Here is a 21,062-nt window from a genome sequence, read left to right as displayed (position 1 = left end):
CGTCCTTCCCCACTTTCGAACGGCTCCGGAAGCAGCTCCCCATGGAAAGGACGGGCATAGGATAGCTCAGGTTCGGGGAGCGTGGATAAGTGGCCGTAGATTGTCAGCGAACGAAGCGCAGACAGTCGATTCCGATTATCTCTCCCCTTGCGGGAGAGAAAGCGATTTCAGCATCTTAGCCCTTGCTAAGTGCTAGAACTCGCAAGTGAGGGGATCTGCGATAGGTAGGGAAACTTATCCCCTCTCTTGGATTTTCTAAGGGTTAGCTGCGCTAACACCAAGAAAATCCTACCGGGGCGAGCCACGGGTCTCGCCCGCCTTCGGCCCCCCACAAGGGGGAGATAAGAGCGCTCCTACTTCCCGCCCTGAGCGATGATCTCCTCGCCGCCAATCACGAGCCGCAGGCCGAGATCACCCATCTTGCGACGGGCAAGAAAGCGCGGACGGCGGCGGCGCGGTTCACGGCCCTGACGGCGCTCTTTTGGCGCTGCAACAGCAACCGGCCCGATGCTCTGTTCCAGCTGCCGTGCGACACCGTCTTCCTCGACCAGCATCATCGGCAGTTTGAACAGCGCCGACCAGGCGCGCCAATCGGCAGCGATATCGTTGAGATCATGCGCAACCAGCAACGGCACAGAGAGATGCGGGTCCGTGTGCATAAGTTCCAGAGTTACCGTGATATCCCCAACGTCGTCCTCAGCGGCGCGCGCTGTCACGCCGAGAAAGGCACAAGGTGGCAAGGCGAGTGAAACGGGAAGATGACTTGCCGGCAGCAACCGCTTCACCACGGCGCCCCGTTCGTGCAGCGTGAACGTAATATCGTCCCGGTCGTCGCGCGTGGCGTAAGTGACCGTCTGTGGCAGATGGAATGGGTCAAGCCGGAATTCCCGACCTGCCCACACCGGCTTGGCTCCGGTTTTCTTCATGTGACGCCTTCTGTCGATCCTGAGAGCCGGTTTTCCGGTCTTCTCTGTATTTCCCTGTAGTGCGGACCATTTTCCGGTCTCGTTAGGGCAACAATAGGCGCCAACTCTCCCAATCCCGCTTAACGAACGGGGTTAACTCTTTCTGATTAGGTGGAATGGTTATCGAAACCCAACCAGCACCAAGATTCCGGTAAGGGGTATGAACAGATGATTGACGGAATCAGATCACTTTTCCGGGGTTCATGATACCCGCCGGATCGAAGGATTTCTTGATCCGGCGCATGAGATCGAGAGCCACAGGGGATTTCGTCTCGAAAAGCTCCTTGCGCTTCAGCTGACCAATGCCGTGCTCTGCCGAGATCGAACCCTTATAGGCACGGACGATATCGTGGACGCGCTTGTTGACTTCGACCCAGCGATCGAGAAACGCCTGCTTGTCGGCGCCTACCGGCTGGGAAATATTATAGTGCAAATTGCCATCACCCATGTGGCCGAAGGAAACGATGCGTGCGCCCGGGATGAGATCGAGAACGGAGGCGTCAGCCTCGGCGATGAAATCAGGGATACGGGCAACAGGAATGGAAATGTCGTGCTTGATCGAGCCGCCTTCCGGCTTCTGGGCTTCGGACATGGCCTCTCGCATGTGCCAGAACGATTTCTCCTGTGCCGTACTTTCCGCAATCGTCGCATCTTCTACGAGCCCGGCTTCGAACGCCTCGGTCAAAATTGCTTCTATGGTCTCGCGAGCGTCCTCAGCGGAGCGCGACGAGGAAATATCGATCAGCACATACCAGTTGTGCGGCTGTTGCAAAGGGTCGCGCACGCCATCGGTGTGGGCGACTGAAAACTCGACGCCGATACGTGGCATCAGTTCGAAGCCGGTCAAGGACGACCCCGCATGGGTCTGCGCGAGGCTCAAAAGCTTCAATGCATCACCCGGACTGGCAAGACCTGCATAGGCGACGCCCTTGCCCTTCGGCAGCGGAAAAAGCTTCATGACCGCGGCGGTGATCACGCCGAGCGTACCTTCCGCACCGATAAACAGATCTTTCAGATCATAGCCGGTATTGTCTTTCTTGACGGTTCGAAGATCGTTCAGGATTTCGCCCGTAGGAAGCACAACCTCCACCCCAAGACAGAGTTCGCGCGTGTTTCCGTAGGCCAGTACAGCGGTTCCACCAGCATTGGACGAGAGATTGCCGCCAATCTGGCACGAGCCCTCCGAGCCAAGTGATAGGGGAAATAAGCGACCAGCTTGTTCAGCCGCTCCCTGGAGCTTTTGCAGGACAACGCCGGCCTCGACGATGGCAAGGTTGCCCGATGTGTCGATGGAACGAATTGCGTTTAGCCGGGATAGCGACAGGATGATCTGGTTGCCGCTTTCATCAGGTACCTGCCCCCCTACAAGGCCGGTATTGCCGCCTTGCGGAATAATGGCGGTGCCGGTTTCGGTTGCCAGTCTGAGAATGGCCGAAATCTCTTCAACGTGCGCCGGACGCAACACCAATGATGTCTTGCCACCAAACTTGTCACGTGGCTCGACGAGATACGGTTCAATGTCCTGTATATCGCGCAGCGCATATTTCTCACCGACAATCGCCGTAAAGCGTTCGATCAGTTCCGGTATCAGGTTCATTTTATCTGTTCCATCTCGTCAGTCGAAAGCGAACGCGGCGCGGCAGCACGGACGAGCCGGTCATTGATGGCTTCGCCCAGTCCGTTAAAGGGAATAGGTTCAACAGCGATCACAGTACCGCCGCAGCTATCGAGGCGTTTCATGAAGTCGAAGAGATTGGCGGCGGCCTCACGCAAATTGCCGGTCTCGCTGAGGTTGAGGCTAGCCGCAGCCAGTTGCGCGTGCCGGGCACGCAGCGGACCGAAAGCAAGCAAGCACTCCCCTTCCCGCACCTCGTGCACATTGAGCCGGACGCTCGCCGACGGCGCATAATGCGACGTCATCATGCCAGGCGCCTGAATGGCGGCACGCTGATCCAGGCGTTCCAACCTGTGGCCGATAACCGCCTCTATGTCTTCAGCAGCAAGCCCGCCCGGACGCAACAACAGGATCGCGTCCCCCTGCACTTTGACAATCGTCGATTCCAGCCCAACCTCGGAAGGACCTGCATCGAGGATAAGCGCTATCTTTTGACCAAGATCGTCGGCAACGGCTTCAGCATTCGTGCCGCTGATCTTTCCAGACGTATTGGCACTCGGAGCCGCGAGGGGCCTGTCAAGCGCCGCGATGATCTTTCTGGCAATCCCGCGCGGCATGCGCAGGGCTATGGTGTCCAGACCTGCCGCCACGAGCGGATGAATGCCGGCATCGGGCTTCAGGGGAACGACCAGCGTGAGCGGGCCCGGCCAGAATGCATCGATCAGGCGCCGCGATAGGGGATCGATCAGGGCGTATCGTTCCGCCATGGCGATATCGGAAACATGGCAGATCAGCGGGTTGAAATGCGGCCTGCCCTTTGCCTCGAAAATTCTGGCCACAGCGTCGCCATTGGTCGCGTCGGCCGCGAGCCCATAAACGGTCTCGGTGGGAATAGCGACGAGTTTGCCTTCGGCAAGCGTGGAAGCTGCCGTCTCGATTGCTGGTTCGTCTGCCGCAAGGATTAGTGCCAAAGCTGTCTCCGATCGCGGGGTCTATCGAGATAACGCCGTGGCGGTCTGCAAACGGCGTTTTTCTACGCTCCGGTGCTCACGTACCAAAATATACGCTGCGCTCCGGTGCTCAAAAACCACCATTTTCGCCTCGCCCTGACGTGATCTCGATAGACCCCGGTGCATTGCCTACACGATGGAGAACACTTGCCGCAAGTATACGCTGATGAACACACCGAATGACATCATGCATAAAATTGAATCCATCCTGAACAAGGCTTGGCAATAAATCGCTGTTAACAGTCGGCCAAGAAAAGAACGGGGACGGGTTTGCCATGCTTCGCCAAATCATTGCCGCAACGACGATTGCGCTATTCACGGTATCCGCCCAAGCTGGCTCGATCGACGAAATCAGCGGGTCGGCCAAGCCAAATTCCGTCTCATATGTCGGCTATGACAGCTTCGATGCAAACGGCAATCCGATCTGCTCACCTTGCCTGGCGCAAAAGGCAAAAGAGGCAGCCAAGCTGAAAGCCTATGCCGAACGGCGCGAGCGTTCGCGCCAGTATATGGCGCGTCTGCAGGGCAACGGTACACAATCCGACTCGATGATGGCCGCCAATGCAGCGCCGCTTGTGCAACCCGGCCAGCCGGCACCTGAAAAGGTCATTGCCGATGTTGGTGAAACGCCGCTGCGCGCCGGCGTGCAATAGACAGGCGCTAAGAACAGCGCCTATCTTCCTGTTATCCCGCGATTTTTGAGAAATCCGCAACCGTGTTCGTCGCTGTCCTGATGCGGGAGAGCAATGCCAGACGATTTGCGCGGATGTCCGGATTGTCGTCGTTAACCAACACTTTCTCAAAGAATGAATCAACTGGTTCACGCAAAGCGCTAAGCGCGATCATGGCGCCGGAAAAGTCTTCGTTTTGAATCGCTTGCGCCGCCTGGCTCTCGGCTTGATTCACCGCCGCTGAAAGCTCCCGCTCTTCTTCCAGTGTGAAAAGCGCGGCGTCGACAACTGGGGAAATCGGTGTTCCCTTCTTTTCCTCGGCGCTTAAGATGTTGGCGGCACGCTTGGTGCCGGCAAGAAGGTTCTTGCCGTCTTCCGTATTGAGGAAAACCACCAGCGCTTCGACCCGGCGCGCGATCAGCAACAGATTGTCAGCGCCTTCGGTCAGCACCGCGTCGATCAGATCGTGGCGGGCACCGAGTTCGCGAAGGTGTACTTTCAGGCGCTCGTGGAAGAAGCTGAGCAGGTCGAGGAGAATGGGCTGGGACCGCTCGGAGAGCTGGCCGCGTATACGTTTCTCGAAGCCGGAGATGGCGTTGGTGACATCCTCCTCGCCGTCGACGTCGCCCGTATCCTGTGCCGCCTGGTCTTCCTCGAAATGCTGGATGCGCTGTTCGATCTTTTCTTCGCGCAGCTGAATGAAGGCCGATTGAAACAATGGCAACAGTTCGATTTTCCATTCACTGGAAAGAAGCAGGCGAATGACGCCAAGGGCTGCACGTCGCAGCGCGAAAGGATCTTTCGAGCCGGTCGGCTTTTCGTCGATGGACCAGAACCCGACAAGCGTGTCGAGCTTGTCGGCAAGCGCAACGGCGATCGAAACCGGGTCGGCCGGCACAAAATCGGAGGGGCCTTGTGGCTTGTAGTGTTCTTCGATTGCAGCGGCGACGGATGGATGTTCGTTCTGCAGCAACGCATATTTGCGGCCCATGCCGCCCTGAAGTTCGGGAAACTCTCCGACGATTTCGGTCGTAAGGTCGGCCTTCGCGAGGACAGCGGCGCGCATTGCCAGCGCTGGATCAGCGCCAACCAGCGGGGCGATTTCACGCGCAAGATTCTTGATCCGCGTGACGCGTTCGCCCTGTGTGCCGAGCTTGGCATGGAAGGTGACATTCAGCGCATCGAGCCGCGCCATGCGCTGGTCCAGCGGCTTCTTGAGATCAAGATCGAACTTGATTGCAGCCGGGGCGAGCGTGTGCATATCCGGCAGATCGTGCTGATCAGTGTTCCAGAAATACAGCGCGTCGGAAAGGCGCGCACGCACGACTTTGCCATTGCCGTGGGCGATCTCACGGCCGCCATCTGTCGCCTCGATATTAGAAACGAGAATGAACTTGTTGGACAGCCTGTCGCTTTCGCCCTGTTTGCGCGTGACGAAGCATTTCTGGTTGGTCTTGATCGTCAGGCGGATGACTTCAGGCGGAATAGCCAGAAACTCTTCCTCAAACTCGCCCATAAGCACAACCGGCCATTCAACCAGGCCCGACACTTCTTCGAGCAGCGCATCATCTTCGACCAGCTCAAGACCAGACGCGAATGCAATATTCTGCGCATCCGACAGGATGATTTCCTTGCGGCGGTCGGCATCCAGTACCACCTTGGCTTTCTCAAGCTTGGCGACGTAGTCGTCGAAACGGCGAACGGCAATGGGCTTGCCGTCACTCAAAAACCGGTGGCCATAGGTTACGTTGCTGGCGCGTAACCCATCGATCTCGAAGTCGACAACGACGGGCTCTTCGGTTTCGGGGCCGAAGGTGCAGACGATCGACTGCAGTGGACGCACCCAGCGCAGGCTGCCGGGCTTTGACGACGCTTTGCCCCAACGCATGGATTTCGGCCAGGGAAACGCCGCAATGATCTTCGGCATGATTTCTGCGATGATCTCCTCAGCGGCGCCACCAGGCTTGGTCAGATGAGCGACATAGAAATCGCCCTTCTTGGGATCCGTGTGGACATGTGCTTCGGATATATCGGCAAGGCCCGCAGACCGCAGGAAACCCGCGATCGCCTGATCGGGAGCGGTGACGCTCGGTCCTTTGCGATCCTCATGCACGTCCTTGGAACGCGCCGTTAAACCCCGTATGTCCAGCGTCAGGCGCCGCGGTGTCCAGTAATCGCCCGCAGCTTCATAGGTGAGGCCAGCCTCGACCAACGCGTCGGTCACAAGCTTTTTCAGGTCGCCCGCGGCCTTGCGCTGCATGCGCGCTGGTATTTCCTCCGAGCGAAGTTCGAGCAAAAGATCAGGCATTACACGGACTCGCTTTTAAGATTGGCGCCACCGGCTTCAGTCAGCAAGAAGGCTTCGCCGCATGCCTTGGCGAGGTTGCGGACCCGCAGAATATAGCTCTGGCGCTCGGTCACCGAAATGACACCGCGCGCATCGAGAAGATTGAAGGCGTGCGAGGCCTTGATGCATTGGTCGTAAGCGGGCAGGACCATCTTGTGCAGCGGGCTGTTGTCACCCGCCTTGGGAGAGCCAGCGCGCAGGAGCGCCTCGCACTCGGCTTCGGCATCCTCGAAATGCCGCAGCAGAATCGCAGTGTTCGCGTGCTCGAAATTGTGCCGCGAGTATTCCTGCTCGGCCTGCAGAAAGACATCGCCATAGGTCACTTTTTCATCGCCTTCCAAGCCATTGAAGTTCAGGTCGTAGACGTTGTCGACGCCCTGCACATACATGGCGAGGCGTTCCAGGCCGTAGGTCAATTCGCCGGAAACCGGTGCACACTCGATGCCGCAGACCTGCTGGAAATAGGTGAATTGCGAAACCTCCATGCCGTCGCACCAGCACTCCCAGCCGAGACCCCAGGCACCGAGGGTCGGGCTCTCCCAGTCGTCCTCGACAAAACGGATATCGTGCAGCAGCGGGTCAAGACCAATCGCCCGCAGAGAGCCGAGATAAAGCTCCTGCAGATTGGGCGGCGATGGCTTCATGATCACCTGGTACTGGTAATAATGCTGCAGCCGGTTCGGGTTTTCTCCGTAGCGGCCGTCCTTGGGGCGGCGCGAAGGCTGCACATAGGCTGCCTTCCATGGCTTTGGTCCAAGCGAGCGCAGGGTCGTTGCCGGATGAAACGTGCCGGCGCCGACTTCCATGTCGTAGGGCTGCAAGATGACGCAGCCATTCTCCGCCCAGTAATTGTGAAGCGTGAGGATAAGACCCTGAAACGAGCGGGTCGGCTGCATATGATCGGGGAGTGAAACGGTCACCGCATGGGCCTTTGACAACTAGGAACGGAGTGCACGTCCTAAGACCTGCACTCCAGCCGGTCAAGTAGAACCAAGCAGTCAGCCCTTCTTGTCGGGAGCCACTGCGGGCGCTGGTGCAACAGGTGGCTTCGGTGCATCTGGGCCATTCTTGGCAACGCCAGGATCCTTGTCATCAGGAAGGCCGTTCTTCAGCTTTTCCTCTATCTTGACTAGATCTTCCGGCTCGGGCTTGGAATCGCGTGCATGCGCCCATTGGAACGTTGCTTCCAGTTTGCGGCCCGCCCGCCAGTAGGCATCGCCCAGATGGTCGTTGATCGTTGCATCTTCCGCCCGAAGTTTCACGGCCTGCTCGAGTTGGGCCACGGCATCATCGTAACGGCCAAGGCGGTAGTAGGCCCAGCCGAGGGAATCAACGATGTAACCGTCCTGTGGACGAGCTGCGACGGCCTTCTTGATCAGATCAAGACCCTGCTCGAGTTTGGTATTCATGTCGATCCACGAATAACCGAGATAGTTCAGTACCTGCGGCTGATCCGGATAAAGTTCAAGCGCCCTGAGGAAATTCGGCTCGGCCTTGTCCCATTGCTTCAGGCGCTCGTAGGCGATCCCGCGCTGATAGAAAATCGTCCAGTCATTGCGGGTCGGCTCCTTGAGTACGCCGACCGCCTGGTCATAGGTTTCCGCAGCCTTCTGATAGTTCTTGTCTTGCGAGTAGATGCTCCCGATCGCGAGATAGGTGCGCATGTCTTCGGGTTGGCTCTTCAGCAGGCCATTGAGGTGCTGGATAGCCTCGTCATTGCGCTTCAGGATCGCCAGATTGATGGCGAGTTGCATCTCGGCATCGCGGCTATAGGGAGAATCCGCGGAAATCTTGCCGAAATAGTCGATCGCCTTGTCTGACTGTTCCAGCTTCGCGCTGATGTCGCCGAGCTGGTACAGCGTCGCGTCATGATCTGGGCGAAGTGGCAAAGACATCTGCAAATAGAGCTTCGAGAAGGCTTCACCGCCATTGCGGTTGATGGCTGTCGCCACCGTATAAAGCACCTCGGCCGCGCCCTGTTGCGGCGTTTGTATGAGTGGTTTTACCGTCTTCCCATCAGCAATCTGCTTGCCGAATTCAGCGAGCACCATGCGGCCGGAAAGCACCTCCGAGGCTTCCTTGACCAAGGCTTGGGCAGCGTCCTTATCGCCCGAGCGCATCTTGAATGACGCATAGGCTTCGACGAGACGTTCATAGGTGTCGGGTGCTGCAGCAACATTTGTTTTGTCGTCGATCGCGCTCTGGTAGAACGTTGCAGCCTTATCCTTCTGGCCGGCCATATCGGCGATCAGTGCGGAATTGTACGTCTTGAACAGTGTGAAGCCTTCCGGACCCTGCAACTTGTCGATCATCGAAAGCGCTTCGTTCGGCTTGCCAGCGCCCGCCTTGGCCCAAGCCGCGACGAGCCCGGTTATCATGCGGTCCAGATCGGACTGGAGCGACAGCATCATCAGTGTGTCGACCTGCCGGTACTGTTTCCTGTTGAGGGCATCAATACCGAGAGCCAGCCGCGAAAACCGTTCGATTTCCGGAACGGACTTCAGCTCTTCCGCGATTGGCAGTGCTTGCTTGAACTGTCCGTTGGTCAACAGCACCAGCATCAGGCTCTGCCGCAGCTCCGTATTCTTCGGATCATACGCCAGCGCTTGCCGGTAGAAAGAGATTGCGCTGTCGAAATCATTGCTGCGCTCGGCGGTACGCGCGGAAAGGAACGCGCCGGAAAGAGTGCCGGCATTCAATGTCGGTGTGGTGTTGGTCGCGGCCTGAGCGGACGCAGCTCCCACCGTTAACGCAGCGAGCGTTGCGCCCATGACCGAGCCAAGCAATTTACTACGCTGCATAACAAAACCCTCTTTGTGTTCCCGAATTGAGATGATTGTCCGAATCCTCAAGGAAACCATGGCCTTTTTACGGTTTTCGCTCAAGGTTGATCGGATGTTCCGAGTTTTGGGCCTTTACGCAGCGTAAGAACCCATCAATTGACCCGGCTGATGCAGAAGTCGATGACTTCCAGAAGCGCATCCTTCTGCGGCGATTGATCGAGTGGAGCGAGTGCATCCCGGGCGATGCCGCCAAAATGCCGGGCGCGCTGTATTGTATCACTCAATGCACCATAGCGCGTCATCAATCCTTTGGCTTTTTCCAGTCCCTTGTCGTCATTTGCACCGTTCTCGAGCGCCTCCTTCCAGAAGAGCCGCTCTTCGGGTGTTCCACGCCGGTAGGTGAGCACGACCGGCAGGGTAATCTTGCCCTCGCGGAAATCATCGCCGGTATTCTTGCCTAGGTCCTTGGCGTTGCCGCCATAATCGAGGGCGTCATCGACAAGCTGGAAGGCGAGCCCCAGATTGAGCCCATAGGAACGGAGCGCCTGACGGTCGGTCCGCGACGCGGAAGCGATGATCGGTCCGACTTCAGCGGCCGCAGAAAAAAGTGCTGCCGTCTTCGCCTTGATAACGGCAAGGTATTCGTCTTCGGTGGTTTCGAGATTTTTCGCAGCCGCAAGCTGCATTACTTCGCCTTCGGCAATCACCGACGCCGAAGTCGCGAGCACATCAAGTGCGTCCAGCGAGCCGACATCGACCATCATCTTGAAAGCCTGACCCAAGAGAAAATCACCGACCAGAACGCTCGCCTGATTGCCCCAGATCATGCGCGCCGTGCGCTTTCCCCGGCGCAGATCGCTTTCGTCGACAACATCGTCGTGCAGCAATGTCGCCGTGTGCATGAACTCGACGCTGGTGGCAAGTTTGACATGGCCATCGCCGTGGTAGCCGAACATGCGGGCCGCAGCGAGCGTGATCATCGGGCGCAAACGCTTGCCGCCGGAAGAGATCAGATGGTTCGCAACCTCTGGAATCATCTCGACGTCAGACCCGGCTTTCGACAGGATGAGTTCGTTGACGCGGGCCATATCGGCGCCGGTCAGATCGATCAGCGGCTGTACCGATCCTGTACTGTTTTTCTTATCGTCAAGACTGACAACGACGCCCAAAACGAAACTCCCTGCGGTTCTGGCCTGATGCGGCGACACCTTATTTTGACAGCCTGTAACCCGCAAGCGGCGAATTGGCGCGCAAAATTTGCGTAAGGGTGACAAATTCGTGATAAGGCGCTGTCCAGCGCTGTTTAGCTCCCCTAGCGGGAAGATGAGCAAGCGCCTTGAATTCACCAGGAAACGACATGATTGAAATACTGCGTACAAATGATCCGGTTTTAATCTCTTTTGTCGAATCACTGCTGAAGGAAGCGAAGATAAACCACTTCGTTGCCGATTCGAACATGAGCATTCTTGAGGGTTCGCTTGGTATTCTCGGGCGCCGCATCATGGTTGATGGCGACCGCGAAAAAGAAGTGCGACAATTGCTCATAGACGCCGGTATCGAACAGGAGCTTCGCGACTGACTTATGCTCGCCGACGCCACAAAGACGAAGGACGCGTTTCATCGCGGCAGATTTTACCTGTTGCAACCCGCTGCAAAAGGGCACCGCTCCGGTGTGGACGCGATGATCCTCGCCAGCGTAGTGCCGACCGATTTTGCCGGACGGGTCGCCGATCTTGGCGCCGGTGCCGGTGCCGCAGGCCTTGCTGTGCTCTCCCGCTGCAATGGCTCAACTGCCGTCTTGATCGAACGATCGGAGTTCATGACTGACTTTGCGCGCAGTTCGCTGGCGCTGCCTGAAAACAGCGCATTTTCCGGCCGTGCCGAGGTACTTCGGGCCGACGTGACGTTGACAGGCAAGACCCGTAATGCCGCTGGGCTCACCGACAACAGCTTTGATTTCGTCATCATGAACCCACCCTTCAACCAGCCCAGCGACCGCGCGACGCCAGACCCGGTAAAGGCGGAGGCGCACGTCATGACCAAGGACATGATGGAAAAATGGGTGAGGACGGCGGCTGCCATCGTAAAGCCCGGCGGATCGATTGGAATCATTGCGCGGCCAACATCGATAACGGATTTGCTCGATGCGCTTGAGGGACGCTTTGGCGGGCTGATCATCGTTCCCGTGCAGCCAAGACCGCAGGACGCCGCCATTCGCATTGTCATTAAAGGTATCAGGGGAAGCCGCGCGGGGCTGTCGCTCCATCCGGCCCTCGTCCTGCATCATGAAACCGGGAATGCATTCACCGAGCGGGCAATTGCTATCAATAATGGATTGGCGTCGCTTTTTTAGACTTTGATCCCATTGTGATTTCCTGCATGTGGCCTACATGGTTCTGACAACACATAGCCACAGGAGACACGCTTGGCTCGATTTATCCGGAAACTATTGCCCCGTCGCTGGCGTCCCGACTATCAGGAAATTCCGGTTGTTCGCTTACACGGCGTGATCATGTCTGGCGGTGGCCCCTTTCGGCAAAATCTCTCGCTTGCATCGACGGCCGCTGTCCTGGAGAAAGCTTTTGCAGAAAAAGACGCACCCGCAGTGGCAATCTCCATCAATTCCCCGGGTGGATCGCCAGTTCAATCGCGTCTGATCTACCGGCGCATTCGCGATCTGGCCACGGAGAAGAACAAGAAAGTCTACATGTTCGTCGAGGATGTCGCGGCCTCGGGAGGCTATATGATCGCTGTAGCCGGCGATGAAATTATTGCCGACCCCTCCTCCATCGTCGGCTCCATCGGCGTCGTCTCGGCAAGTTTCGGATTCACCGATCTCATCAAGAAAATCGGCGTTGAGCGCCGCGTCCATACAGCGGGAAAGAACAAGGCAACGCTCGATCCGTTCCGACCTGAAAACAAGGAAGACATCGAGCATTTGAAGGCGCTCCAGCTCGAAATTCACGAGACTTTCATCAATCTCGTCAAGGAACGGCGGGGAGAGAAACTGAGCGATAATCCCGACTTGTTCACAGGTCTCTTCTGGACAGGAACGCGGGGCGTTGAACTTGGACTTGTCGATGGGCTTGGCGATATAAGATCTTATCTTCAGTCACAATACGGCCCAAAGACCCGGCTAAAACTGATCACGCAGCCACGGGGCATGTTCGGACGCAAGATTCCGTCTACGGAAACCAGAATTGAGGCGCTTGGAGCCAATCTGGCCAATGGTGTAGTCAGCGCTGCCGAGGAACGGGCGCTTTGGTCGCGATTTGGGCTATGATCTGAGCGCCGCGAATTTTGGCAAGCTCGCAGTGGCGTGCTATTAATACTCAGAACATCTGGTTTTCGAGGTTGGGACGATGCCACAATTGATCTTTTTCGCTCTGGTCGGCTGTGCTGCCTTTTACGGCTATCGCTCGTTCAAGAAAGAGGCGCAGCGCGTTTCAGAGCGGGTTCGCGAAGCGGAAAAAGAAGTGCAGAATCGTGCACAGGGAACATTGGTGCAGGATCCCGAGACGGGCGAATACCGTTTGCGCAAAGACTGAAGGCAATGTTGGATAGTGTAGAGCCTCGGGCGCTAGAGCGTACGATCAGTTTGATCGCCCCCGCCAAGATCAATCTTGCCCTGCATGTGACCGGGCGCAGGGATGACGGCTATCATCTCCTCGACAGCCTCGTTGTGTTTGCGCATATCGGCGACAAGGTGAGCGCCACACCGGCGCCATTCGATTCCTTCGAAGTGTCGGGGCCTTTTGGACGCGCCTTGCCCGATGACGAAACCAACCTCGTACTCAAGGCAAGGAATGCTCTGCGCGCCCGATTTCCCGAAAAGGGCGCCCCTGTTGCCATTCATCTTGAAAAACACCTTCCGATCGCTTCCGGTATTGGTGGTGGATCGAGTGATGCCGCGGCAACTTTACGGGCGCTGACAGTGCTCTGGGGCATCGAAACGAACGAACTGGCTGCAATCGGTTTGACCCTGGGCGCAGATGTCCCAATGTGTCTTTATGGCCAGCCATTGATTGCACGGGGCATCGGCGAGGAAATCGAAGGCATCGACGGTTTTCCGCATTTGCCAATGGTCCTCGTCAATAGTGGTCTAGCAACCTCAACCCCACAGGTCTTTTCGGCGCTTGTAAAGCGCGACAACCAGTCTCTTCCCGCGCTGCCCAACTTCTCCAGCGTGCACGATGTCTGCCTCTATCTCGGGCAGACGGACAACCATCTCTTTTCAGCAGCTGAAAAGCTCACTCCGGCAATCGGCGATGCCATGAAGGCGCTGCGCAGCACTGATCCCCGACTGGTGCGCATGTCCGGTTCCGGTGGTACCTGTTTTGCGATTTACGGCAGCGACCACGAGGCCGAAGCTGCGGCAGCGGCGCTCAAGCGGGCTCAGCCGGGTTGGTTCGTTGTTGCCACACACAATGGCATGGAGAGGAGCTGATCTTGGCCCGGATCGATGAGACACGACCGTTTGTACCGGTCAAGATCGCCGTTCTGACGGTATCCGATACACGCACGCTCGAAGATGACAAATCGGGAACCACATTGTCCGAGAGGCTTCTCGCCGCAGGTCATATATTGGCGGAGCGTACTATCGTTACCGATGACGCCGAGAAAATTCGGGATCGCGTGCTTTCGTGGTCAAAGGACCCGCAAATCGACGTGATCATCAGCACCGGCGGCACCGGCTTTACGGGCCGCGATGTGACCCCGGAAGCGCTCGAGCCGATCTTCGAAAAGCGTATGGACGGCTTTTCCGAAGTGTTCCACCGCATTTCCTACGACAAGATCGGCACTTCGACCATCCAATCACGGGCAACCGGTGGCGTCGTCAATGCGACCTTCGTTTTCGTGCTGCCGGGTTCGCCCGGCGCCTGCAGGGACGCTTGGGATAATATTCTGCAATACCAGCTGGATTACCGGCATATGCCATGCAATTTCGTCGAGATCATGCCACGGCTGAATGAACATCTGACGCGCGGCGGCAAGGGCTAGGTCTTCTTTGACGGGGCCGGAATAATCTCCGCCCGAAGCCGTTTCATGGCGAGCCCGCGCGCAATATCGGCGGCCTTTTTCCCGGGAGTGAACAGTGCCATTGATTGGCGCTTGGAAATGAGCAATCCATCGGCCAACGGGTTGCCAGGCGAGAATACGCGGCTCAGAAACGGCCTGCGATGAGTGTGCGAGCGAGTAAAGCAAGCGGGACCCTGCATGCGTTCCGCATGAACAGCAACGGGTTCGATCCACCCATCCAACAATCGCGCGCCGGGCTCGAGAAACAGGAACCATTCGCTGCGGGCCCTCCTGAAACCATCGATCAAAGCCTGGTCCTGCAGAAAGATGCATCCGGCAGCATCGGCAACGCGATGGGTCTGATCGTCAGAGCCTTGATCGATGATGATCACATCGCTCAAAATACCTTCGACGGCGCCGCCGACCAGACCGCCGAGCGTCCTCGCCAACGCCTCATCCGAATTTTGGGTTTCAATCAGGACGGAAATCATCAGGAGCCAATATAGTATTATTATAAGAATTTCCATCACTCCTTTCGGCGAAGATTGTTCTTGCTTTGTTCTCAGAGTTTGCTAGGAATAGATTCATGTTGCGGCTATGACGAGCGACTCGTTTCGCTCCCTGCCAAAGGAGACAAGGCAAATGAACATTGTGGTGCAAGCAGACAAGGCCGCCTTTGTGCAGGGCCGTGCACAACATGCGAACGCGCTGATCGAGGAAGCTGGCCTGAGGGTTGACCATCAACGGCGGCGCGGCCGCGGGGCTGGCATCAATCCAACCGGCAGGTTCGAAGCAGAAACACGCCATGTCTATGACGATGGCTGGGAAACCATCGAGGATCTGCCGCCTTTCAAGACCGAAGTTCAGGTGGAAAAGCCACGCACGATCATTACCCGCAATGACTCGCCGGATATCAGTTTCGACCGTTCGATCAATCCTTATCGCGGCTGCGAGCACGGCTGCATCTATTGTTTCGCCCGCCCTACACACACCTATATGGGTCTTTCGGCAGGGTTGGATTTCGAATCCAAGCTGTTTGCCAAGCCCGATGCTGCGAAGATGCTGGACAAGGAATTGTCCAAGCCCGGCTATACGGCAAAGACGATTGCGATCGGCACGAACACTGATCCTTATCAGCCTGTGGAAAAGAAATGGCGCATCATGCGGGACATCCTGCAGGTGCTGGAGGCACACCAACATCCCGTTGGAATCGTTACGAAATCCGCATTGGTTATGCGAGATCAGGACATTCTTGCACGCATGGCCGAGAAAGGCCTCGCCAAGGTAGCGCTTTCGGTGACATCGCTCGATGGCAAGCTTGCACGTACGATGGAGCCTCGCGCCTCGACGCCGACGCGGCGCTTGCAGGCCCTTCGCAGTCTCTCGGATGCCGGTATTCCAGTGAGCGTGATGGTTGCCCCGATCATTCCCGGCCTCAATGATCATGAGATCGAGCGTATTCTCGACAGTGCCCACGCCATGGGCGCCAGGGAGGCTGGTTATGTGCTTTTGCGCCTGCCACTGGAGGTCAGCCCGATCTTCAAAGACTGGCTGCTACGCAATTATCCGGACCGCTATCGCCACGTTCTTTCGCTTGTCCGTTCAATGCGAGGCGGCAAGGATTACGATGCGGAATGGGGTAAACGCATGCGCGGTGAAGGACCTTATGCCTGGCAGATCGGCAGGCGATTTGAGATAGCAGCCAAGCGCCTCGGCATCAATGTGGACAAGCGCCGACTGCGGACGGACTTGTTCGTGCCCACACCCGGAAGCGAACAATTGTCGCTATTGTAAACCTTAACGCGACAGGTGTGACATTTCGGGTGGATTATCAGCAAAATCAACGAGTTATTTCCGTCAGGCGTGCCCCCTCTAGCCTGACGTGACCTTGGGTAGCCCACCCCATCAGCTACCCAGGGGCTTGCAGAGAATCAGAGCGAATGCGAGGCTCGTCGCAACATGGCTCGATCGCGTTCTGATTCTCTGCTTCTTCCTATCGAACCTGGCAAACCGGATTTTGCCAGCGAGCGAAAGCTTATGCGCAGCGGGATCGAGCTTGTCGCCGGTATAGATGAGGCCGGGCGTGGTCCGCTGGCGGGGCCAGTGGTGGCCGCCGCGGTTATTCTGAACCCGAAGAAAATCCCCGAAGGTCTTGACGATTCCAAGCGGCTGACATCGCAACGCCGCGAAGAACTATTTGATATTATTACGGAAACAGCGCTCGCTTGCGCTGTTTCAAGCATTTCTGCGCCGGTGATTGATGCAACCGATATTCTGAAAGCCGCACTCGAGGCGATGCGCCGAGCTGTATGCGGTCTGGCGATCCTTCCAGGTCATGCGCTCATCGATGGCCGCGACGTCGCTCCTGGGCTTCCTTGCCCGGCAACGGCGCTGATCAAGGGCGACCAGCGTTCCGTATCGATCGCGGCGGCCTCCATAATCGCCAAAGTGACGCGCGACCGGATGATGGCGCAGACCGGCGAATACTTTCCGCTTTATGGTCTGGAAATGCATGCGGGATATGCGACGGAATATCATCGCAATGCGATGGAGGCGCATGGTCCTGTGGTCGGCCTGCACCGCTTCAGCTTCTCGCCGCTGAAAGAGCGCCAAGCCTAAGGTCTGTTAATATTCACGCCATGGCGGCCTGCAAACGGCGTTCTTCTGCGCTCCGGTGCTCACGTACCAAAATGGGCGCTGCGCTCCAGTGCTCGAAAACCACCGTTTTCGCCTTGCCCTGATATGAACTCAACAGGCCTTCGTATTTCAACTCGGCACCACCAAATTTCACTCATCGATTGAAATTCTTGCGCCAGATTCGCACTTTCTTGCATCGGAATCGAGAACTCTTGTGCGAGATTCAAGGATTCCTGCGTAAAATATCTACGGGATTCAGATCAAAGTGAGAATTAAAAAGAAGGCCGCCTTTCGGCGGCTTCGTGAACGTTCTAAATTCCCGTGCTTGCTTTAGTTGAGGCGGGATTTTACTTCGGTCAGCGATGACTTGAAGAAGTCAGCAGATGTCTTGGCGTCCACCTTGTTGCCAAGAATATGGCTGGCCGCGGCGACAGCGATATCGACGGCGGAGGCCCGAACTTCGTTGACGGCTTCGGTCTCGGCCTGAGCGATCTTCTGTTCGGCGAGCTTTTTGCGGCGCGCTACATATTCTTCGGTCTTCTGCTTGGCTTCTTCGAGAAGGCCATGAGCTTCGCGTTCGGCAGCGGCGACGATCTCGCCCGCTTCCTTTTCGGCTTCCTTACGCTTGCGCTGGAATTCCGCAAGGAGGGATTGGGCTTCCTCGCGCAGGCGGCGAGCTTCTTCAAGCTCGTCGCGAATTTTATCAGCGCGCCCGTCGAGCGATTTGTTAACGACTGCCGGAACCTTGAGATAGATCATCAGCGCCAGGAAGATGACGAGACCGACCAAGGCATAGAATGTTGCGTCGAATTCCATTGTGGTTCTCCTCAGCCCCGAACAGCTTTGACCGCGGCGGATATGCTTGCCTTGTCGATGCTACCGCCGAGGATCTTCTTGACGATCTCGCTTGCAGTATCTTCCGCAATCGTTCCGACTTCCTTCATCGCCTTGTCCTTGATGGCGGCAATGCTGGCTTCGGCGTCGCTCAATTTTTTCTCGAGAGCAGCCGAAATGTCCGCCTGTTCGGCGTCGGCTTTCGCCTTGGCTTCATCGCGGGCGGTCTGGGCAATACCACCGGCCTTCTTCTTGGCGTCGGCCAGTTCCTGCTCGTAGGCAGCAAAGGCGTCATCCGAGTCCTGCTTCATGCGGGCAGCCTGATCGAGATCGGTCGCGATGCGATCACGACGGGTTTCGATGATACCGCCGATGCGTGGCAGAACCACCCGCGACAGAAACAGATAAAATGCGGCAAATGTCACCGCCAGCCAGAGAATCTGCGATGCAAAATGGCTGGAGTCGAAGGGCGGGAAAACACCTTGCTGATGCGGCACACCGGTTTCGGTGTGCGTATCGGTAGCATGAGCGTCAGGCGTCGCGCCCGGCGCGGCCGTTTCGGCTGCACCATGCGTGTCGGTCTGAGCGATCGTTTCCGTTGTGGATGCGGCGTGGGCCGAAGACACAAACATATGTAATCCCCTTGAAGTCGGGCGTTTCCCAAAATCAGCAAACTCGGTTTGCTGCAGATACGAAACTGGCCGCGCAAAGCGCAGCCAGTATCAAGCGCCGTTCAGATTAAACAGCGAAGAGAAGCAGAAGAGCGATGAGCAGCGAGAAGATGCCCAGAGCTTCGGTAACGGCAAAGCCGAATACCAGACGGCCGAACTGGCCATCAGCTGCTGAAGGGTTGCGCAACGCACCGGAGAGATAGCTGCCGAAAATATTGCCGAGGCCGAGGGCCGTTCCGGCCATACCAAAACAGGCAAGACCTGCACCGATGTACTTTGCTGCTACCGGATCCATATTAAACTCCTTTTAGATCGATTCATCATTGATAGATTGCGTTTGGCGGAAACCCGCCGGTGAAGTCTTTGGCACGGGTCCAGCTTCCAAGCCGGACCACGGTCCAATTCTGGAAGCTAGTGACCGCCGGGATGGACTGCGTCGTTCAGATACATGCAGGTGAGCACGGTGAAGACGTAGGCCTGAAGGAAAGCCACCAAAAATTCGAGACCGGTCAGCGCCACTGTCATCGCAAGCGGCAGCACGGCGCCACCTATACCGAGCGCGCCGAGCGCGCTCAGGGAAGCGACGAAACCAGCAAACACTTTCAGCGTGATGTGCCCAGCAAGCATGTTGGCGAAGAGACGAACTGAAAGGCTGATCGGGCGGGAAAGGAACGAGATGATCTCGATCGGCACCACCAGCAAAAGCAGTGGAGCAGGCACCCCAGACGGAATGAACACGCCGAGAAATTTGAAGCCATGCTTGGCAAAACCATAGGCAAGGACAGTTCCGATCACCAGAAGAGCAAGCGCGAAGGTGACGATGATCTGGCTGGTGACAGTGAAAAAATAAGGAAACATACCGAGCATATTGGCAACGAGCACGAACATGAACAGCGAGAAAACGAACGGGAAGAACTTCATTCCGGCATTGCCTGCCGATTCGCGCAAGGTCGAGGCAACGAACTCATAGGCCATTTCTGAAATGGATTGCAGGCGGGTTGGAATGAGACCGCGATTGGAGGAGGTCAAATAGAGAAATGCCGATGCAACGCCAACCGTTGCAACCATGAAGGCAGACGAATTGGTGAAGGATAGATCAATTCCACCCAGGTCAATGGGAATCCACTTGGTGATATGGAATTGATGAATCGGATCGTTGGACACTGTAACCTCGTCTCTCTCGCATCATTCCCGCAAGCATCAGCCCGCAAGGCTATTCCGGTTTGTCGCGCTCGGCATCCTTGATGGACTGCAAACCACGGTTTTCCGCCACACGTCCCGCAGAGCGCAGGATATTCAGCGTTCCAGCACAAAAACCAAGGAGGAGCAGAATGATAAGCCCCCAAGGTGAAGTACCCAAAAATCGGTCAGCTAACCAGCCCAACCCCGCACCAACCAGAACGCCGGCGATAAACTCGCTCGACAGCTTCATGGCCTGCGCGACACCGGAGGCGGTTTCCGTCCCCTTGTCGTCTGAACCGGATTTTCGCGCTGCACCTCTAGAAGCAAGTTTTGCTCCCAAAGCACGACGACGGCTCTCCAGTTCCTCCGAAGTCAGCATCTTCCCGGCACCCGGCGTGCTACCGACAGAACCTGACTTATCGGGATCCTTACCCGTGGCCAATGGCATGTCCTTTACACGCTGAATGCGAGGCTTCACCCCCGCTTCGAAGTCGCGCGCAACATATTGTTACGGTCCACGCTAGTCAAGGCGCATAGCCGAGACTCTCAAGGGTAATTTTCGTGGTGAAATTCAATATGTTAGCCAAATATGACTATATGTCTCACCTCTTGATCGAAGTTTTGCGGTCGAATCCCTGCGGATCGTGCAGATGTGGGGCACTTGAACGGAGCCCAATCAAGTGGGGAAACACGACAAATTTCAGATGTCGCGCAGTCTGGTTCAACCCTGCGTTTCTTGCGGGTCGCATCGTTCCAACCGTAAATGAAAGCGGACAGCATCATGCGATTTGAGGGTTAGAGCAGAACGCACCGAGCCAGCCGGTGCATCGAAGGGATGGCCGCTTCGACCTTTGGGCAAAGGCCCTGCCCTCAAATCTGGAGGTGAACTATGCGGAGATTTCCGTTTAGCATCGCCCTTATGTTGAAAAGGACCCGGACTGGCTGGCAAGTCACGCTCCGGGTCCAATTCTTCACCTAAGGAACGGGGGACGGGCGAAAGCTCGTTCCCCACTCCAGAAATAATATAGCAGTTTTCCCGTGGTTTCCAAGCGTCCGAACATCAAATCCAGCCCGCCATCTATGATCCGTACTCACCGATTGCATTCACTCAACCCTGCGTTTCTTGCGGGTCGCATCATTCCAACCATAAATGAAAAGCGGACAGCATCATGCGATTTGAGGACTAGAGCAGAAAGCACCGAGCCAGCCGGTGCATCGAAGGGATGGCCGCTTCGACCTTTGGGCAAAGGCCCTGCCCTCAAATCTGGAGGTAATCTATGTGGTACAAGCCATTTAGTATTGCACTGATTGTTAGAAAAACCCGGACG

At 56.8% G+C, this 21,062-nt stretch carries 23 protein-coding genes; 9 read left to right on the top strand and 14 right to left on the bottom strand.

The genetic code is table 11. The features are described 5' to 3' along the window. Positions 1 to 353: 353 nt before the first annotated feature. From C7476_RS03640 to C7476_RS03630, 3 genes are all read right to left on the bottom strand, one after another. Positions 354 to 926 (bottom strand): DUF6101 family protein, encoded by a 573-nt coding sequence (locus tag C7476_RS03640; RefSeq protein ID WP_114428496.1) that lies wholly within the window; start codon positions 924 to 926, stop codon positions 354 to 356. 220 nt (positions 927 to 1,146) lie between these two features. After that, entirely contained in the window at positions 1,147 to 2,553 is a 1,407-nt protein-coding gene (locus tag C7476_RS03635) for an FAD-binding oxidoreductase (RefSeq protein WP_181872342.1), read from the bottom strand. 5 nt (positions 2,554 to 2,558) lie between these two features. Beyond that, on the bottom strand, positions 2,559 to 3,551 hold the full coding sequence (locus C7476_RS03630; RefSeq protein ID WP_114428494.1) for an L-threonylcarbamoyladenylate synthase: 993 nt from the start codon (positions 3,549 to 3,551) through the stop codon (positions 2,559 to 2,561). A gap of 314 nt (positions 3,552 to 3,865) precedes the next feature. Between C7476_RS03630 and C7476_RS03625 the strand changes: the two genes are divergently transcribed. Further along, a complete protein-coding gene (locus C7476_RS03625) occupies positions 3,866 to 4,243 on the top strand; it encodes a hypothetical protein (RefSeq protein ID WP_114428493.1) in 378 nt (125 codons plus the stop codon). Positions 4,244 to 4,274: 31 nt separating this feature from the next. Here C7476_RS03625 and glyS read toward each other — a convergent pair whose 3' ends face one another. From glyS to C7476_RS03605, 4 genes are all read right to left on the bottom strand, one after another. After that, complete coding sequence (glyS, locus tag C7476_RS03620) at positions 4,275 to 6,569, bottom strand: glycine--tRNA ligase subunit beta (protein ID WP_114428492.1); 2,295 nt, start codon at positions 6,567 to 6,569, stop codon at positions 4,275 to 4,277. Continuing rightward, entirely contained in the window at positions 6,569 to 7,504 is a 936-nt protein-coding gene (locus C7476_RS03615) for a glycine--tRNA ligase subunit alpha (RefSeq protein ID WP_425373939.1), read from the bottom strand. Before C7476_RS03615 ends, glyS begins: the two co-directional genes overlap by 1 nt. Before the next feature lie 102 nt (positions 7,505 to 7,606). Beyond that, a complete protein-coding gene (locus C7476_RS03610; protein ID WP_114428491.1) occupies positions 7,607 to 9,409 on the bottom strand; it encodes a tetratricopeptide repeat protein in 1,803 nt (600 codons plus the stop codon). A gap of 134 nt (positions 9,410 to 9,543) precedes the next feature. After that, positions 9,544 to 10,560, bottom strand: a complete 1,017-nt coding sequence (locus C7476_RS03605; RefSeq protein WP_114428567.1) for a polyprenyl synthetase family protein — start codon at positions 10,558 to 10,560, stop codon at positions 9,544 to 9,546. 188 nt (positions 10,561 to 10,748) lie between these two features. On the opposite strand from C7476_RS03605, the gene C7476_RS03600 reads away from it, so the two are divergent. The 6 genes from C7476_RS03600 (at position 10,749) to moaB (ending at position 14,392) form a co-directional block, all read left to right on the top strand. Further along, positions 10,749 to 10,970 carry a putative signal transducing protein gene (locus C7476_RS03600; protein ID WP_112525794.1) on the top strand — a complete coding sequence of 74 codons (222 nt, stop codon included), beginning with the start codon at positions 10,749 to 10,751 and terminating at the stop codon, positions 10,968 to 10,970. Between the two features lie 3 nt (positions 10,971 to 10,973). Next, positions 10,974 to 11,744 carry a tRNA1(Val) (adenine(37)-N6)-methyltransferase gene (locus C7476_RS03595; RefSeq protein WP_114428490.1) on the top strand — a complete coding sequence of 257 codons (771 nt, stop codon included), beginning with the start codon at positions 10,974 to 10,976 and terminating at the stop codon, positions 11,742 to 11,744. A 72-nt stretch (positions 11,745 to 11,816) separates the two neighbouring features. Next, positions 11,817 to 12,674 carry a S49 family peptidase gene (locus tag C7476_RS03590; protein WP_114428489.1) on the top strand — a complete coding sequence of 286 codons (858 nt, stop codon included), beginning with the start codon at positions 11,817 to 11,819 and terminating at the stop codon, positions 12,672 to 12,674. 79 nt (positions 12,675 to 12,753) lie between these two features. Then, complete coding sequence (locus tag C7476_RS03585) at positions 12,754 to 12,939, top strand: hypothetical protein (protein WP_112525800.1); 186 nt, start codon at positions 12,754 to 12,756, stop codon at positions 12,937 to 12,939. A 5-nt stretch (positions 12,940 to 12,944) separates the two neighbouring features. Further along, positions 12,945 to 13,838: a 4-(cytidine 5'-diphospho)-2-C-methyl-D-erythritol kinase gene (locus C7476_RS03580; protein WP_114428488.1), complete on the top strand. Its 894-nt coding sequence runs from the start codon at positions 12,945 to 12,947 to the stop codon at positions 13,836 to 13,838. 2 nt (positions 13,839 to 13,840) lie between these two features. Then, positions 13,841 to 14,392 (top strand): molybdenum cofactor biosynthesis protein B, encoded by a 552-nt coding sequence (gene moaB, locus C7476_RS03575; protein ID WP_114428487.1) that lies wholly within the window; start codon positions 13,841 to 13,843, stop codon positions 14,390 to 14,392. On the opposite strand, the gene C7476_RS03570 is transcribed toward moaB, so the two are convergent. Continuing rightward, positions 14,389 to 14,937, bottom strand: coding sequence for a glycosyltransferase (locus tag C7476_RS03570; RefSeq protein ID WP_114428486.1), 549 nt, complete (start codon positions 14,935 to 14,937; stop codon positions 14,389 to 14,391). The genes moaB and C7476_RS03570 overlap by 4 nt on opposite strands. 115 nt (positions 14,938 to 15,052) lie before the next feature. Here C7476_RS03570 and C7476_RS03565 point away from each other — a divergent pair, with 115 nt between their 5' ends. Beyond that, on the top strand, positions 15,053 to 16,204 hold the full coding sequence (locus tag C7476_RS03565) for a PA0069 family radical SAM protein (RefSeq protein WP_114428485.1): 1,152 nt from the start codon (positions 15,053 to 15,055) through the stop codon (positions 16,202 to 16,204). A 165-nt stretch (positions 16,205 to 16,369) separates the two neighbouring features. Continuing rightward, positions 16,370 to 17,029 carry a ribonuclease HII gene (locus C7476_RS03560; protein WP_114428484.1) on the top strand — a complete coding sequence of 220 codons (660 nt, stop codon included), beginning with the start codon at positions 16,370 to 16,372 and terminating at the stop codon, positions 17,027 to 17,029. Positions 17,030 to 17,042: 13 nt separating this feature from the next. On the opposite strand, the gene C7476_RS28055 is transcribed toward C7476_RS03560, so the two are convergent. From C7476_RS28055 to C7476_RS03535, 6 genes are all read right to left on the bottom strand, one after another. Then, positions 17,043 to 17,201 carry a hypothetical protein gene (locus C7476_RS28055; RefSeq protein WP_181872334.1) on the bottom strand — a complete coding sequence of 53 codons (159 nt, stop codon included), beginning with the start codon at positions 17,199 to 17,201 and terminating at the stop codon, positions 17,043 to 17,045. A 176-nt stretch (positions 17,202 to 17,377) separates the two neighbouring features. After that, on the bottom strand, positions 17,378 to 17,863 hold the full coding sequence (locus tag C7476_RS03555; RefSeq protein WP_114428483.1) for a F0F1 ATP synthase subunit B: 486 nt from the start codon (positions 17,861 to 17,863) through the stop codon (positions 17,378 to 17,380). 11 nt (positions 17,864 to 17,874) lie between these two features. Then, the gene (locus tag C7476_RS03550; RefSeq protein ID WP_114428482.1) at positions 17,875 to 18,513 is read right to left on the bottom strand and encodes a F0F1 ATP synthase subunit B; all 639 of its coding nucleotides are present in this window, start codon (positions 18,511 to 18,513) and stop codon (positions 17,875 to 17,877) included. Positions 18,514 to 18,619: 106 nt separating this feature from the next. After that, entirely contained in the window at positions 18,620 to 18,847 is a 228-nt protein-coding gene (locus tag C7476_RS03545) for a F0F1 ATP synthase subunit C (protein WP_008125314.1), read from the bottom strand. Between the two features lie 116 nt (positions 18,848 to 18,963). Further along, positions 18,964 to 19,716: a F0F1 ATP synthase subunit A gene (locus tag C7476_RS03540; RefSeq protein WP_112525816.1), complete on the bottom strand. Its 753-nt coding sequence runs from the start codon at positions 19,714 to 19,716 to the stop codon at positions 18,964 to 18,966. Between the two features lie 49 nt (positions 19,717 to 19,765). Further along, positions 19,766 to 20,176, bottom strand: a complete 411-nt coding sequence (locus C7476_RS03535; protein ID WP_112526319.1) for an AtpZ/AtpI family protein — start codon at positions 20,174 to 20,176, stop codon at positions 19,766 to 19,768. Positions 20,177 to 21,062: the final 886 nt, after the last annotated feature.

The organism is Phyllobacterium bourgognense (assembly GCF_003337575.1).
Classification (GTDB): domain Bacteria; phylum Pseudomonadota; class Alphaproteobacteria; order Rhizobiales; family Rhizobiaceae; genus Phyllobacterium; species Phyllobacterium bourgognense.
Note: the sequence above shows the minus strand (reverse complement) of the source record. Positions and strands in the feature narration are given on the sequence as shown.

What these genes read in the sequence shown, in the direction of transcription:
- C7476_RS03640 (WP_114428496.1), bottom strand. Translation starts at nt 926, where the DNA reads ATGAAGAAAACCGGAGCCAAGCCGGTGTGGGCAGGTCGGGAATTCCGG.
- C7476_RS03625 (WP_114428493.1), top strand. Translation starts at nt 3,866, where the DNA reads ATGCTTCGCCAAATCATTGCCGCAACGACGATTGCGCTATTCACGGTA.
- glyS (WP_114428492.1), bottom strand. Translation starts at nt 6,569, where the DNA reads ATGCCTGATCTTTTGCTCGAACTTCGCTCGGAGGAAATACCAGCGCGC.
- C7476_RS03615 (WP_425373939.1), bottom strand. Translation starts at nt 7,504, where the DNA reads ATGCAGCCGACCCGCTCGTTTCAGGGTCTTATCCTCACGCTTCACAAT.
- C7476_RS03610 (WP_114428491.1), bottom strand. Translation starts at nt 9,409, where the DNA reads ATGCAGCGTAGTAAATTGCTTGGCTCGGTCATGGGCGCAACGCTCGCT.
- C7476_RS03600 (WP_112525794.1), top strand. Translation starts at nt 10,749, where the DNA reads ATGATTGAAATACTGCGTACAAATGATCCGGTTTTAATCTCTTTTGTC.
- C7476_RS03595 (WP_114428490.1), top strand. Translation starts at nt 10,974, where the DNA reads ATGCTCGCCGACGCCACAAAGACGAAGGACGCGTTTCATCGCGGCAGA.
- C7476_RS03585 (WP_112525800.1), top strand. Translation starts at nt 12,754, where the DNA reads ATGCCACAATTGATCTTTTTCGCTCTGGTCGGCTGTGCTGCCTTTTAC.
- C7476_RS03580 (WP_114428488.1), top strand. Translation starts at nt 12,945, where the DNA reads ATGTTGGATAGTGTAGAGCCTCGGGCGCTAGAGCGTACGATCAGTTTG.
- C7476_RS03570 (WP_114428486.1), bottom strand. Translation starts at nt 14,937, where the DNA reads ATGGAAATTCTTATAATAATACTATATTGGCTCCTGATGATTTCCGTC.
- C7476_RS03565 (WP_114428485.1), top strand. Translation starts at nt 15,053, where the DNA reads ATGAACATTGTGGTGCAAGCAGACAAGGCCGCCTTTGTGCAGGGCCGT.
- C7476_RS03560 (WP_114428484.1), top strand. Translation starts at nt 16,370, where the DNA reads ATGGCTCGATCGCGTTCTGATTCTCTGCTTCTTCCTATCGAACCTGGC.
- C7476_RS03555 (WP_114428483.1), bottom strand. Translation starts at nt 17,863, where the DNA reads ATGGAATTCGACGCAACATTCTATGCCTTGGTCGGTCTCGTCATCTTC.
- C7476_RS03550 (WP_114428482.1), bottom strand. Translation starts at nt 18,513, where the DNA reads ATGTTTGTGTCTTCGGCCCACGCCGCATCCACAACGGAAACGATCGCT.
- C7476_RS03545 (WP_008125314.1), bottom strand. Translation starts at nt 18,847, where the DNA reads ATGGATCCGGTAGCAGCAAAGTACATCGGTGCAGGTCTTGCCTGTTTT.